At 59.6% G+C, this 344-nt stretch carries 1 protein-coding gene; it reads right to left on the reverse strand.

The window, feature by feature from the left end; all coding sequences use genetic code 11:
• On the reverse strand, positions 1-320 hold a 320-nt coding region (locus ACG2E4_RS18565; RefSeq protein WP_395277522.1), incomplete at its 3' end, for an alpha/beta fold hydrolase.
• Positions 321-344 lie beyond the last annotated feature (24 nt).

Here is a 344-nt window from a genome sequence, read left to right on the forward strand (position 1 = left end):
GGGTGGCGCAGGGCCAGCTGCTGGGCGATCGGGCTGCCCATCGAGACCCCCACCACGGCTGCCTTAGATATATTAAGGTGGTCCATCAGCCCGGCATAGTCGTCGGCCATCTGCCCCATCGTGTAGGGGCCTTCCGGCTTCTCGGAGCGGCCCACCCCGCGGTTGTCGACCTGGATGCAGCGAAAATCTTCTTCCCAGAAGGAGGCGTGATCCTCCCACACCTCCCCCGGGGCGGTAATACCCATAATAAGGATTACAGGTTCTCCGCTTCCGCGCTGCTCGTAATACAGTTGAATTCCGTTGGTTTCGGCGTATGGCATTGGTATTCCTCGGGTTTGTTACAG

The sequence above is a fragment of the Halalkalibaculum sp. DA384 genome, from assembly GCF_043951955.1.
Lineage (GTDB): Bacteria > Bacteroidota > Rhodothermia > Balneolales > Balneolaceae > JAMQKA01.